Here is a 12,517-nt window from a genome sequence, read left to right as displayed (position 1 = left end):
CATGTCCAAGATCGTTAAAGTGATCGGTCGTGAAATCATCGACTCCCGTGGTAACCCGACCGTTGAGGCCGAAGTTCACCTGGAAGGTGGTTTTGTTGGTATGGCAGCCGCTCCGTCTGGCGCGTCTACCGGTTCCCGCGAAGCGCTGGAACTGCGTGACGGCGACAAGAGCCGTTTCCTGGGTAAAGGCGTGCTGAAAGCCATCGAAGCCGTAAACGGCCCGATCGCTCAAGCTCTGCTGGGTAAAGATGCCAAGGACCAGGCCACTGTCGACCAGATCATGATCGACCTCGACGGTACCGAGAACAAATCCAAGTTCGGCGCCAACGCCATCCTGGCTGTTTCCCTGGCTAACGCCAAAGCTGCCGCAGCTGCCAAAGGCATGCCGCTGTACGCCCACATCGCCGAGCTGAACGGCACCCCGGGTGTTTACTCCATGCCGCTGCCGATGATGAACATCATCAACGGTGGTGAGCACGCCGACAACAACGTCGACATCCAGGAGTTCATGATCCAGCCGGTTGGCGCCAAGACCCTGAAAGAAGCCGTTCGCATGGGCGCAGAAGTGTTCCACAACCTGGCCAAAGTGCTGAAGTCCAAGGGCTACAACACTGCAGTTGGTGACGAAGGTGGTTTCGCTCCGAACCTGAAATCCAACGCCGAAGCGCTGGAAGTTATCGCTGAAGCCGTTGCCGCTGCCGGTTACAAACTGGGCACCGACATCACCCTGGCTATGGACTGCGCTGCTTCCGAGTTCTACGACGCAGAGAAGAAAGAGTACAACCTGAAAGGCGAAGGTCGTGTCTTCACCTCCAACGGTTTCTCCGACTTCCTGGCTGACCTGACCACCAAGTTCCCGATCGTCTCCATCGAAGATGGCCTGGACGAATCTGACTGGGAAGGTTTCGCCTACCAGACTGCTGAACTGGGCAAGAAAATTCAGATCGTTGGTGACGACCTGTTCGTAACCAACACCAAGATCCTGAAGCGCGGTATCGACAACGGCATCGCCAACTCCATCCTGATCAAGTTCAACCAGATCGGTTCCCTGACCGAAACTCTGGCTGCCATCAAGATGGCCAAAGACGCTGGCTACACTGCCGTCATCTCCCACCGCTCCGGTGAGACCGAAGACGCTACCATCGCCGACCTGGCTGTTGGTACCGCTGCTGGCCAGATCAAGACCGGTTCCATGAGCCGTTCTGACCGTGTTGCCAAGTACAACCAGCTGATCCGTATCGAAGAAGCTCTGGGTGCCAAAGCTCCTTTCCGCGGTCTGAAAGAAGTTAAAAACCAGGCTTAATTTGCTGGTTTGCCAGCCTCGGCTGGAATGAAAAAAACCGGAACCCTTGGGTTCCGGTTTTTTTATGCCTGAGCCTTGCCACAATGGCCTGAGAGGCGAGGGCGTTGTGGCTCTGGTAATCGGGTCAGACAAAGGGGAGCATGCGTTGATAGCGCCCTGCATGCGCCTTGAAGCCCAGCTTTTCAAACAGAGCGATAGAACGGACGTTATCTGCATCGATATCTGCGGTGAGGCAGGTGACCCCCAGTGTGGTGGCGTGGGCGAACAGCAATCCCAGCGCTTCCGACATAAACCCTCTGCGCCAATAGGCCGCATTGAGCAGGCAACCTACCTCGCAGCTGTGGCCCGCCTCGCTGAAATTGTGCAGGCCGCAGGTGCCGATCACCTTGTTGTCCTCCCGCTCGACAATCGCCCACTCCAGCGACTCCCCCGTTTGCTCCAGCCGCACCACGCTCGCCATCATCTGCGCCACCATGGCGGGAGAGGTAAAGCAGGGATCAGAGGCAAACTCCATGGTCAGCGGATTGCCATAAATCTCGAACAGATCGGCAGTATCCTGCGGGCCAATGGTGCGCAGCACAATCCGAGTGCCGGTTAAGTCAGGTTTCATTAATCTCCTTGTGTAGTATTACGCCAGTAAATATATAGGTGAATAAAGAGACCGTATAAAAGTCGGTCTATAAAGGCAATTGGTACTATCACGACATACTCGTATCGCTACCAAGATTCCGTATAACAGCGTAGCCACAAAACTCAACGCATGATAAAAACGCTACTTGTTGGCAGCCCCTATTCAAGCATTTTTTATAATTATTTACCCACGGTATGGTATTTTTGATTCGATTATTTCTATATGATGTTCTGACCAGCCAAATTCTCCTTCATATTTGTTCCACATAAAACGAATGTATTGTTCTAACGAGTTAACAACCATTTTCCTATCAGGAACTGGGCCCACGTGAATAGCCTTGATTGAAGATAGAGAAATTTCTTTTTCAATGTAAGGGACTAAAATATTACCTTTAACACGGAACATGGTCTTTGGATATTTTTCTCCAACAGCCTCAGCATGTCTAATTTCACTTTCCTCTGTAAAACCAGAGTCTTTGAAAACTGATGCTAGTTCAATCAACTTGGGAACGAAATCAAATGCATCACCGAAAAACTGGCCATCATTTCTCTGAAAAAAAGACTCTAAACCTAAAACAGCCTCCTTTGTTGCTTGTCTGGCATTTTCCCGCTTTTCATCACTGTCATATAAGCATTTCCTGAGGGTGAATCCTTCATTCTCAAGGTCAAGTTCTTCAAACTCAATGGCAAACATTCCATATGAACGCCACTGACTCAAGAGATCCGATTTTGAACTAAAAGAACAGATAAAAATGGGTTCTTCTTCTGTTCCATACAGCAAGTACTCATTGATTTCAGACTTGATATATTCAATGGCTCTTTTACGTTGTGCTCTAGAACTTTCCGACCAACTACCATTTTCTATTGCGTCATAAATAAAGGTAAGACCATCAGATAGTTCTTTTGAGTCATTCAAATATCGGCTGTCTGTTAACCTCAGTTTTCTAGTTTCTATGATTGATTTAACTGCGTTTAAATCAGTGTAATGATAAATTGACACAGACTAACCTCTCCAATTCTTATAACAGTAATCAGATGGAATATGGTACTAAAACATTAATACAGCCTTCCATCTAACTCCGCTAAAACCGGATACAGGCTGCGATAATTAATTTTTAAAATCATATTCTTATCTTTACCCACATGAAACTGCACGTATTCGCTTGATCTCTTCTTTTTCACAACAATTACGATTGTATAGAAACGCCGTGTGACGTTAGCCATGGCAAGCGCTGACATGGCTACCGCCCCTGAATTTCAGCCTCCAGTCTGCTGCGGTTCACCAACGGGATGGGGTTGGCATGGCTCATGGGAGACTCCGACGAGGCAAGTGTTGCCAAATGGCAATATTAACCATGGCGCTGTGGGGAGAAAACTCAATATTGAGAATTTCTGTGCAAGATCAATAAATTAATCAAATCTCGCCAAAGATTGATTACGCGCCGAGATAGCGTGAACAACCATTCTTGAACTATCACCATAGAATATTCATGGTCATATCCGGCTTGAACCAGCATAAAACTCTTTGTTATTGTCCGCATCCCCCGCTGAAATAGCTTATTTATCTATAAATCAACAAGATAGCATTATGTGGTGGCGTCGCGGGGGCATCAGCTATCGGGAAGGAGAGTTATGAAGTCGCAGTTAAAAGTGGCGCTGGCCATGTTGGCCCTGTTCGTCGTCCAAGGCTGCACAGCCCCGGATTCATCCGCCAAGCGCAATGCACCCGGCCCGGTGCTGACAGTGCATTACGAAAGTGCGCCCCTGATCCCCGTCACCATCGCCGGTGAGCAGTACCAGTTTTTGCTGGATAGCGGGGCCAGTATCACCTTTATCGATCGTCGTCTGGCCAGCCGTTTCAAGGCGCTGACCTTAAGCGAATTGCCCAGGGCCTATCAGGCTGATTTTGCCAGTGTGAACAGCGTTTCGAGCCAACTGGGCAGCGAGCAGCTTGGCTTTGTTGAGCCGCAGCCCTTCTCGCTGGGATCGGTCACCATTGATGACAGCGATCTGTGGGCAACCGTTGATTTCGATCTCTTCTCCCAGTCTCTTGGCAGCCGTATCGATGGCATTCTCGGGATCGACACTATCCGCCGTTTCAGCTGGGTGTTTGATCGCGACAGGCATCAGCTCACGGCTTCGCTGACGGCTCCGTCGGCAGCCACCTTCGAGCGTTGCATCGGCTATGAAGACAGCTACAACCGCTCCCCGGCAGTGTATCTGACCTACGGCGAGAGCAGCGTGCGCATGTATCTCGATACCGGGGCCGATCAGAGCTATGCCGATCATGCCTTTATCGACTTTATGGCCAGCCAGAAGGCGATCTCTGGCGAAGATGCGATGCCACGCAAAGGGGTGGACGCCAGCGGTATGGTGGAGGGGCGTGAACACATCCTCACCGGCCTGCACTTTGATGAGCGCCAGCTCGGTGAGCTGCGCGTGTCGGAAAACAGCAATGAGCAGTATGGTCTGGGGCTGGATTTTGTTAACCGCTTCAATCGCTTTGCGATCATGCCCGGGCGGATGATGCTCTGCTACGACGCCGACAGCCTGGCGCGCAAAGTGCCGCCAATCCTGCGCAATATCGGGGTGCGTTTTGATGGCGAGCATCTGCAGGTCTACTACAGCGATGAACGGGATCTTGCCCCCTATGGTCTGGCCAACGGCGACATTCTGGAGCAGATCAACGGGGTGGCTTATCGTCCCCTCGATATCGACAAGGTGCGTGAGCTACTCAGCACCGGCAAGCCGGGGTCGCTCAAGTTGCGAATTGTGCGGGAAGGAAAACCGCTGGATATCGCCATCTAGTCAAGGTGGGGCGGCAAGATGAGCCGCCCCTATGAGCCTCAGCCCTTGGTCGGATTTTCCATGCAGGTGAGGGTTGGCTGGCCGTAACGCTCCAGCGTGGCGTCGTCCCCCTTGGTGAAGAAGGTGAGATTTTGCCCTTCATAACGGGCACCGCTGGCGCTGGGGGCTTCATAGGCGAGCACTTGTTGCTGCTTGTTGCCCTCGCTCAGGTTGATCACCGCGGCGGGCAGCTTGGCATCGTTATAGAAGTAGGTAGAGAGAGTGACGCTCTTGCCGCACTTGTAGTTGACCGGTGCCGGCACCATCAGCTGGCCGCCGCTGATCTGCAGTTCGGTGATCCGCAGCAGGTAGTTATCCTCCACACACTGGCGCAGATCCTGCCCCTTCCAGCAGTCGTTACGACCCTTGATCCAGCCGCGTTGCATGGCGCGCTCTGTCTTGAGCTGCTCGGGAGAGAGCGCAGCAATCGCCTTGGGGTAGAGTGCCGCCAGTTCGTTATCAAGGGCGGCCAGTCCGGCATCCTTGCAGATCAGGGTTTCGACCGACCCGGAGGCTTTGGTGCAGTCAAAGGAGGGGGTTGCGGCACTGGCCAGCAGAGGGGCAAACAGCAGGGTCGCAAACAAGGTCTTGTTCATCGATAGATTCCAGCAATGAGGAGGGCATATCTGCCTACTACAGCACACTCTAAAGGGCAATGCAGCAGGGGAGCCGAGCGCATTTTGCTCTGCTGAATGGCTGCCAAACGGAAAAACCCGACACTCCTCGCCGGAATGTCGGGTTTTTTGTGGCCGCGATAAAGGGGGGAGGCGGGTTGCCCGGTTGATCAAGCCAGCGCCAGTTGCTGACTGCGGGCGCGCCACAGCCGCTCGTGGAAGAAGAACACCACGGTATTGATGGCCGGTTCGATCATCGCCATCACGCCGCCGGTGAGCAGCTCGCCGCTCAGCAGGAAGGCCACTCCGAAGGCCACCGAGAAGTGGACCACCGCGAAGCTGCTGGTCTTGGCCTGCAGGCTGTGATTTGGCTTGAGCTTGTGCCAGCCAAGGTCATGAAAGTAGAAGGCGACCGTGTTGACGGCGGGCTCGATCAGGGCGATCAGGCTGGCGGTCAGCAGCTCACCGGTCAGCAGGTAGGCCACGGTAAAGGCGACACCGAAGTGCAGAATGGCAAAGCTGATGGTCTTTTTCATGATGGCGGCTCCCTCTGTTGATGATGAGAGTATCCGCCGAAATGAGATTAAATGAAAACTATTCTCATCTATTGCCAGAATAGAGAAAACCTATCAACGGGCGAGTGGCCGGTGCGGTTTAGCGGTTGCCAATCGCAGCCAAGGCGATAAAGTACAGGTTCTTCACACTTGCCCATGAAAAAGGATCTTTCATGAATATCAATGCCACCCTGCTTGGCCAGTTCATTGCGTTGCTGATGGTCATCGTCGGCCTCATTGCCTGGCGACTGGCGCGCCGCAAGAGCGAGCATCCGGCGCTGATCACCCTTATCTGCTCCCTGCTCTGCCTGTTTCCGCCCTTTGGCCTGCTGGCCCTGTTGCTGGTTGCGCTGAAACAGGATCTGCCCGCCCGTTCATAGGGCGCGCAGGTTCAGGCTGCCGCACACACCGGCCGCACCAATAGAAAAAGCCCCGTGATGGGGCTTTTGCTTTTGAACTCGGTGAGCAGAAGACCTTGGTCACCCATCTTTTGGGTTCGGGCTATGCTATGCCTTGCTCAAAAAGGTGGGTGTCCCAGATTTGCTGCATTTCTTATACTCCCGTTACTTTGTTACGGCCAATTGGGAACGTTTTTGTAAAGAGAGCTGGTGCCAAGCAGCCGCTTGGTACTGCTCACATCAGCCTCAACATAATTGGCAAAATTATTCATTGCATAGTCAGCAAGCTCTTGTGCACTTATCTGTAAACTCATGTCACTCGGTTCAACGACTTGCAGCCACGCTGTCCTGCCAGCCTCTGCAGCGATAACGGCATAAAGGTTGACCTGAGCAGATCGGCAGACTAGCGCGACGCCATCGATAATCTGCGGTTTATTGCCGGTATTCAGGCAGTGGTCGAAGAAGTCAGCATAGATGCCTACAACACCAGGCAATTTGACCGTTAATTTTTCCTGGATAGCATAGGAGGAGCGGAAAAACTTACCTCTCGGAAAATCAAATGTGTCATCAACCGAAACCATGAGAACGCTGAATTTGTCATGTGCGAACTCAATTCCCGATGCAGGTGTGTTCTGGGAAGGGTTGGATTGGCAACCAGCTATCAAAAATGCACTGGCAACTACAGGTATCAGGTTCTTCATTTTTTCCTCGATTTCAGTACTTCATGCACATTTCAACGCATTTCGGTCATGAGGCTATTAAAAGACCTTGGACACCCATCTTTTGGGTTCGGGCTATGCTACGCCTTGCTCAAAAAGGTGGGTGTCCCAGATTTGTTATTGTTATGTTTCGTCAGCAAAATGTGACCATGCGGATAAAACAAAACCAATAACCAAGAATAAAAGTCCCCAAAAAATGAAACTCCTATCCCTATATGTCTTAATCCAGTTCCTAATCGTCCCTTCATCACCTAAACCAACGGAACGGTCATCCGAATAAAGGGCATGATAGGTATAAAGTGGAACGCTGGCCTGATTGTTACCTATGGTAACTGACATAGCACTAGCTTTGACCACTCGAACCAAACCATAAGTCGGCAGATCAGAACGGTCTTTAATAAGAGCTTTTAGCTCAGAAAAACCTGCTTGCCCTTCCTGAATAAAGCTATTTTGGCTCATTACTATCTGAGCATCTCTGAGATCTTTCCATGGTGAAAATCTATCTGCTACCAAACTAAACGGGGCAAAGTAATCCATCACCATAATAAAACTGCCCATTACCCCAAAAAATGCTCCAAGCAGGGAGATTTTTTGCTTGTTACTTAACAACGATATTTCGTACAGCATTATTTATATCACCTAAGAAACATAACGCCCGCTTAAGGGGCAGACAACGCTACGACCAACTTTCCGCATAACACCGTAATCACAAACGAAGACCTTGGACACCCATCTTTTGGGTTCGGGCTATGCAACGCCTTGCTCAAAAAGGTGGGTGTCCCAGATTTGCCCCAGATTTGCCTTAGTAAAAAATATAACGCCCTGTTAAGGGGTGAGCAACGTATTACCGAAGCCTCCGCACACCACCTTAATCATTAAAACCAACGCATAGTGAAAATGCCACGCGTTGTGAATCCCTCTTGAACAGTTTGTTATGCCTGTTCACGATGACGTTGTTGACGCCGCATGCTATCCACCAATAGTTGAGCATAAGATCGTAGAAATGGAAAAATTTCTTCGGCATGGAAACGCGCATAAATTTGACCATTATCCGTATCTTTGAAGTTAACAAAATTTACCAAGTGGTGTTGGTCGATTGATTCAACTTCAATGTCAAAGTGGGCAATAGAATGCCTCATTTTAACAATTAGCTGGCGCAATGTAGTTTGTGCATCTGGCAACTCAGAATGAATAATGCCCATATGCTGCTTAAACTGCATTGTTAAACGTTCATTTGGAATTGTATTAATTGCTCGTTCTTTAGGCATCACGATTAAGCCTAAGAGGCAATTAAGCGTCAACGTATAGTTGAACTGTCTCTCAAATGGTTCATCAACGATCATCTGATTATATTGTTCAATTAAGTCAATAGTACGAGCCACAAAGTCTTGCTCGAAGTTTCTATAATTTCCCATGTATACCCTTACTCAATGAATAGGCATAACAGTGATTAGATAGAAGGCGGCACTAATCCGTTAGCAGAGCATTCCATATAACTCCGTAACATTTTCACTGCCGCCAAGTAAAAAAATCATTAAATCATAATGTTACAAACTTGTTCTCGTGCGGAGCGTATTCGCTTTACTTCCTATTTTTGCGCCACCGTATACCACTGTATAAAAAATCAGTGCTCAGGGCACTCTTGGCAAGCGCCGCCAAAGCACGCCTGCATGAGCAGGTCAGAAATCAGCATAAGGCTGTCACCATGTTGACTTGGTAGTCGTGGGCAACGTTCGCTTATCCATTCCATCCGGCATAGCTACCGCCCCTGAATTTCAGCCTCCAGTCTGCTGCGTTTAACCAACGAATGGGGTTGGCATGGCTCATGGGGTGACTCCTACGAGGCTTTGTTGCCAATCGGGTATATTAGCGGCGGGTAGGCGGAGGGAAAGGACCAGATGGCCGATTTCTGATCTGGATCGGCCAATTAGTCAATAACGACTGATCTGGTGTGCAGATGGAGCGGGTGCTGCCATTGGTGAGGAAAACAGTTAGTGAGTAAAAGCGCTGGCAGGTAAAAAACAAGAAGCCCCTGAACGGGGCTTCTCTTTGCTGGCCATGCCGCCACTGTGAACGGCTTGGGTGAGCGACTTGCTGGCGCGTTGGCCGGGCGCCGGAGCGAGTTGGTGCGGGCCTACTCTTCGACCTTGTTGAGCCACTCCACTTTGTACTGGGCGCCGGCGCCTTGCGCCAGCTTGGCGCACAGCGGTTTGAGGAAGGCTTCAATCTGCTCGTCCAGCATCCAGGGCGGGCTGATGATCAGCATGCCTGAGCCGTTCATACCCCAGTCGGCAGTCTGACCAGCCACTTCCAGCTCGGCCACCAAGACGTTACCGAAGTTTTCCCGCTTGATGGCGCGCAGCATGTCGCGGGATTTGTCCGCCTCCTGCCCGAGGATCGGATACCAGAGGGCGTAGATGCCGGTCGCCCAGCGTTTCTGCGCCTTTTTCAGGGTGTCGACCACGGCGAAGTAATCTTCTTTGAGCTCATAGGGCGGATCGATCAGCACCAACCCGCGGCGCGGGGTCGGCGGCAGCAGGGCGATCAGCCCCTCGAAGCCGTCACGGTGGTGCACGGCGACGCGGGGGTCATAGCCCATGTTGGCGCGCAGATCTTCGACCTCGTTGTTGTGCAGCTCCATCAGCGCCAGCTTGTCCTGCTCGCGGGTGAGGCGACGGGAGAGCTCTGGCGAGCCGGGGTAGTAGTGCAGCTCGCCGTTCTGGTTCATCTCCTCGATAACACCGAGATAGGGGGCCATGGCAGACCACTGGGCCCGCTCGTCCCACAGGCGGCCGATGCCGTCGGCATACTCGGCCTTCTTCTGGGACCAGTCGCCGCGCAGGTCGTAGAGACCGCCACCGGCATGGGTGTCCAGCACGATGAAGGGTTTCTCCTTCTTCTTGAGGGACTCGATGATCAGGGCCTGAACGGCGTGTTTCAGCACGTCGGCATGGTTGCCGGCGTGAAAGGCGTGGCGGTAGCTCAGCATATTAGATCTCTGAGGGGGCCCTGCTGGGCACCCAGTAACGATAGATAGTTCAACAAATTGCGGCTGTTGCCGCGAAACAGGGAGAGGCTGCGCAGGGTCTGCAACAGGACGCCCTGTTGCAGCCGCTCCAGCTCCAGCTCGTGGGCCAGCATCGACTGATAATGCTGCTCGTCGAGTCGCGCCTTGGCGCTCTGGCGCAGGGCGCGCCACGGGGTCAGCACCGCTTCGGTCTGCACCAGCGCCGGTTGCAGGTCGGTCAGATCGACCACGATGCCGAGCTGATCGAGCCGGTGCAGCAGCAGCGCCAGATTGACGTTGCCCCCCTGCTCCTGCACGGTGAGCCAATCCTGGCTGCGCTCACCATAGACCTTGCCGCTCCAGTGCCAGAAGCCGATCGGCGTCGGCAATTCGTGGACCGCGACCCGCTCGCTGGCCATCAGCTGTTCGTCACGCAAGGAATTCCTGCTCCATGGTTTCCAGCTCTTCGGAGAGGCTCATCCACTCCATCTCGACGTTCTCCAGCTCCTCCTTGATGGGGCCTTGGGACTTGAGCAGCTCGGAGAGCTTCTGCTTGGCGCTCTCCTCGTAGATGGCCGGATCGGCCAGCTGGCTCTCGATGTCGGCCAGCTTGCCCTGCAGCTTCTCCATGCTCGCTTCGAGCTTTTCCAGCTTCTGGCGCAGCGGACGGGTTTGCTGGCGGAACTCCGCCTCGCGCCGCTTCTGATCCTTGCGGGCCACCGCCGAGTTGGCCGAGACGGGGCCATCCGCCGGTTTGGCGTTGGCCTCTTTCTCCTGCTCGCCGAGCCACTTGTGGTAATCGTCCAGATCGCCGTCGAACGGCTCGACCCGGCCACCGTGCACCAGATAGAAGTCATCTGTGGTGGTGCGCAGCAGGTGGCGGTCGTGGGAGACCACTACCATGGCCCCTTCGAAGCCTTGCAGCGCCATGGTCAGGGCGTGGCGCATCTCCAGATCCAGGTGGTTGGTCGGTTCATCCAGCAGCAGCAGGTTCGGCTTTTGCCAGGTGATCAGCGCCAGCACCAGCCGCGCTTTTTCACCGCCGGAGAAGGGGGCCACCTTGTCGAGCGCCTTGTCACCGTGAAAACCGAAGCTGCCCAGATAGTTGCGCAGCTCCTGCTCGGTCTTGTCCGGCGCGAGGCGGGCCAGATGATCGAGCGGGGAATCGTCGAGACGCAGGGTCTCCAGCTGATGCTGGGCGAAGTAACCGATGCTCACCCCGGCGCTCACTTCGAGCTTGCCGGAGAGCGGCGGGTTGGAGCCCGACAGCATCTTGATAAAGGTCGATTTACCGGCGCCGTTGCGACCGAGCAGACCGATGCGTGAACCCGGTACCAGATTGAGTTTGATCTTCTCCAGGATCACCTTGTCACCGTAACCGGCAGAGAGGTTCTCCATGGCGATGAGCGGGGTCGGCAGGGCCGACGGCTCGCGAAACTCGAAGCTGAATTCGGAATCGGCGTGTGCGGGCAGGAGCTTCTCCATCCGCTCCATGGCTTTCAGGCGGCTCTGGGCCTGACGGGCCTTGGAAGCCTTGTAGCGGAAGCGGTCCACATACGCCTGCATGTGGGACATCTCCCGCTGCTGCTTCTCGTACATCGACTGCTGCTGGGCCAGATGTTCGGCGCGCTGCAGTTCGAAGTCGGAGTAGCCGCCGGTGTATTCGTTGAGCTTGCCGTTCTCGATATGGATGATGCGGCTGATGACAGAATCGAGGAAATCGCGGTCGTGAGAGATGAGCACCAGCGTGCCCTGATAGCCCTTGAGCCACTTCTCCAGCCAGATCACCGCATCGAGATCCAGGTGGTTGGTCGGTTCATCGAGCAGCAGCAGATCGGAGCGGCAGAGCAGCGCCTGAGCGAGGTTCAGACGCATGCGCCAGCCACCGGAGAAGCTGCGCACCGGCGAGCTGAGCTGCTCGTCGCTGAAACCGAGGCCGTGCAGCAGTTCGGCGGCGCGGGCGCGAATGCTGTAGGCGCCTATGGTATCGAGGCGACCGTGCAGCTCGGCCACCAACAGGCCATTGTCATCCTGCTCGGCTTGCACCAGCTGGGCCTCCAGCGAGCGGAACTCCTTGTCGCCGTCGATCACGTAGTCGAGGGCGGAGCAGTCCAGCGCTGGGGTCTCCTGCGCGACGCCTGCAATCTGCCAACCGGCGGGCAGGCTGAAGGTGCCGCTGTCGATAGCCAGCTCGCCCCGTACCAGTGCAAAAAAGGTGGACTTGCCACAGCCGTTTTTGCCCACCAGACCCACTTTGTGGCCGGGGTGAATGGTGGCGGAGGCGTTGTCCAGCAGCTTGCGGCCGCCGCGGATCAGTTCGATTTGACTGGCAACTATCATGGGTGGGATCTGCTTGCTCAAAATGGAGGAGAAAAACTGGCGCGGATCTTACGTGAAATGACGCAGATTTGCACTTTGGTGAGGGGCTTGCCACTGGCTGGCATC

Annotated in this window: 14 protein-coding genes; 3 read left to right on the top strand and 11 right to left on the bottom strand. The window is 53.8% G+C overall.

Translation table 11 applies throughout. From position 1 onward, the window contains the following. The first annotated feature begins 1 nt into the window (after position 1). Positions 2–1,303 carry a phosphopyruvate hydratase gene (eno, locus tag G5195_RS14600; RefSeq protein ID WP_005335583.1) on the top strand — a complete coding sequence of 434 codons (1,302 nt, stop codon included), beginning with the start codon at positions 2–4 and terminating at the stop codon, positions 1,301–1,303. Positions 1,304–1,427: 124 nt separating this feature from the next. Here eno and G5195_RS14595 read toward each other — a convergent pair whose 3' ends face one another. The 3 genes from G5195_RS14595 to G5195_RS14585 all read right to left on the bottom strand — a co-directional run bounded on the left by G5195_RS14595 (position 1,428) and on the right by G5195_RS14585 (position 3,172). Next, entirely contained in the window at positions 1,428–1,913 is a 486-nt protein-coding gene (locus G5195_RS14595; RefSeq protein WP_421236265.1) for a GNAT family N-acetyltransferase, read from the bottom strand. A gap of 204 nt (positions 1,914–2,117) precedes the next feature. Continuing rightward, positions 2,118–2,933 (bottom strand): hypothetical protein, encoded by an 816-nt coding sequence (locus tag G5195_RS14590; RefSeq protein WP_421236264.1) that lies wholly within the window; start codon positions 2,931–2,933, stop codon positions 2,118–2,120. Between the two features lie 56 nt (positions 2,934–2,989). Further along, positions 2,990–3,172 (bottom strand): hypothetical protein, encoded by a 183-nt coding sequence (locus G5195_RS14585; protein ID WP_421236263.1) that lies wholly within the window; start codon positions 3,170–3,172, stop codon positions 2,990–2,992. A gap of 393 nt (positions 3,173–3,565) precedes the next feature. Here G5195_RS14585 and G5195_RS14580 point away from each other — a divergent pair, with 393 nt between their 5' ends. Next, the gene (locus tag G5195_RS14580; RefSeq protein WP_421236262.1) at positions 3,566–4,741 is read left to right on the top strand and encodes an aspartyl protease family protein; all 1,176 of its coding nucleotides are present in this window, start codon (positions 3,566–3,568) and stop codon (positions 4,739–4,741) included. A gap of 38 nt (positions 4,742–4,779) precedes the next feature. Here G5195_RS14580 and G5195_RS14575 read toward each other — a convergent pair whose 3' ends face one another. Next, positions 4,780–5,376: an MliC family protein gene (locus tag G5195_RS14575; protein ID WP_227274283.1), complete on the bottom strand. Its 597-nt coding sequence runs from the start codon at positions 5,374–5,376 to the stop codon at positions 4,780–4,782. A gap of 188 nt (positions 5,377–5,564) precedes the next feature. Then, complete coding sequence (locus G5195_RS14570; RefSeq protein WP_042084552.1) at positions 5,565–5,930, bottom strand: DUF2061 domain-containing protein; 366 nt, start codon at positions 5,928–5,930, stop codon at positions 5,565–5,567. 191 nt (positions 5,931–6,121) lie between these two features. Between G5195_RS14570 and G5195_RS14565 the strand changes: the two genes are divergently transcribed. Further along, entirely contained in the window at positions 6,122–6,328 is a 207-nt protein-coding gene (locus tag G5195_RS14565) for a hypothetical protein (protein WP_043821654.1), read from the top strand. 191 nt (positions 6,329–6,519) lie between these two features. Here G5195_RS14565 and G5195_RS14560 read toward each other — a convergent pair whose 3' ends face one another. From G5195_RS14560 to G5195_RS14535, 6 genes are all read right to left on the bottom strand, one after another. Continuing rightward, positions 6,520–7,047 carry a hypothetical protein gene (locus G5195_RS14560; RefSeq protein ID WP_043821652.1) on the bottom strand — a complete coding sequence of 176 codons (528 nt, stop codon included), beginning with the start codon at positions 7,045–7,047 and terminating at the stop codon, positions 6,520–6,522. A 141-nt stretch (positions 7,048–7,188) separates the two neighbouring features. Next, positions 7,189–7,692: a hypothetical protein gene (locus G5195_RS14555; protein WP_421236261.1), complete on the bottom strand. Its 504-nt coding sequence runs from the start codon at positions 7,690–7,692 to the stop codon at positions 7,189–7,191. A gap of 305 nt (positions 7,693–7,997) precedes the next feature. After that, the gene (locus G5195_RS14550) at positions 7,998–8,480 is read right to left on the bottom strand and encodes a HEPN family nuclease (protein ID WP_043821650.1); all 483 of its coding nucleotides are present in this window, start codon (positions 8,478–8,480) and stop codon (positions 7,998–8,000) included. Between the two features lie 719 nt (positions 8,481–9,199). After that, on the bottom strand, positions 9,200–10,054 hold the full coding sequence (locus G5195_RS14545; RefSeq protein ID WP_043821648.1) for a 23S rRNA (adenine(2030)-N(6))-methyltransferase RlmJ: 855 nt from the start codon (positions 10,052–10,054) through the stop codon (positions 9,200–9,202). Then, positions 10,048–10,509: a DUF2390 domain-containing protein gene (locus G5195_RS14540; RefSeq protein WP_337073506.1), complete on the bottom strand. Its 462-nt coding sequence runs from the start codon at positions 10,507–10,509 to the stop codon at positions 10,048–10,050. The genes G5195_RS14545 and G5195_RS14540 overlap by 7 nt, the downstream gene beginning before the upstream one ends. Then, positions 10,502–12,412 carry an ABC transporter ATP-binding protein gene (locus G5195_RS14535; protein WP_337073507.1) on the bottom strand — a complete coding sequence of 637 codons (1,911 nt, stop codon included), beginning with the start codon at positions 12,410–12,412 and terminating at the stop codon, positions 10,502–10,504. Before G5195_RS14535 ends, G5195_RS14540 begins: the two co-directional genes overlap by 8 nt. Between the last annotated feature and the right edge of the window lie 105 nt (positions 12,413–12,517).

Source organism: Aeromonas sp. 601039 (assembly GCF_049174415.1).
In the GTDB taxonomy this organism is placed as follows: domain Bacteria; phylum Pseudomonadota; class Gammaproteobacteria; order Enterobacterales; family Aeromonadaceae; genus Aeromonas; species Aeromonas veronii_A.
Note: the sequence above shows the minus strand (reverse complement) of the source record. Positions and strands in the feature narration are given on the sequence as shown.